This window comes from Acidiluteibacter ferrifornacis (assembly GCF_009909615.1).
GTDB lineage: Bacteria > Bacteroidota > Bacteroidia > Flavobacteriales_E > Vicingaceae > Acidiluteibacter > Acidiluteibacter ferrifornacis.
Map to the genome: position 1 here is coordinate 1 of NZ_WWNE01000021.1, position 756 is coordinate 756.

The window sequence follows — 756 nt, forward strand, 5'->3', positions numbered from 1 at the left end:
AGCGATGGGCTTTCACTACTGACTTAATTTTCCGCCTACGTACCCTTTAAACCCAATAAATCCGGATAACGCTTGGACCCTCCGTATTACCGCGGCTGCTGGCACGGAGTTAGCCGGTCCTTATTCTTATAGTACCGTCAGCTCTCTACACGTAGAGAGGTTTCTTCCTATATAAAAGCAGTTTACAACCCATAGGGCCGTCATCCTGCACGCGGCATGGCTGGTTCAGAGTTGCCTCCATTGACCAATATTCCTCACTGCTGCCTCCCGTAGGAGTCTGGTCCGTGTCTCAGTACCAGTGTGGGGGATAACCCTCTCAGGCCCCCTACCCATCGGAGTCTTGGTAGGCCGTTACCCTACCAACTAACTAATGGGACGCATGCTCATCCTTTTCCGCCGAAGCTTTAATAACAATAACATGCGAAATTGTTATACTATGGAGTATTAATCCTCATTTCTAAGGGCTATCTTCCAGAAAAGGGCAGATTGCATACGCGTTACGCACCCGTTCGCCACTCGTGTTAAGAGCAAGCTCTCAACTTACCGTTCGACTTGCATGTGTTAGGCCTGCCGCTAGCGTTCATCCTGAGCCAGGATCAAACTCTTCATTGTAAAAAAAGTTTAATGCTTTCTAGCTCAATTTTCAAGTCAACCTAAATTGACTAAAGTATTTACTATACTTTTACTTATACTTCAATATTTTCAAAGAACTTTCGTGCCGTTTCCAACACTTACATCCTATTTATCTCGTAGCTA

General features: G+C 45.5%; 1 rRNA gene. It reads right to left on the reverse strand.

The window, feature by feature from the left end:
* Positions 1-612, reverse strand: a 16S ribosomal RNA gene (locus GQN54_RS15275); the annotation flags it as partial.
* Between the last annotated feature and the right edge of the window lie 144 nt (positions 613-756).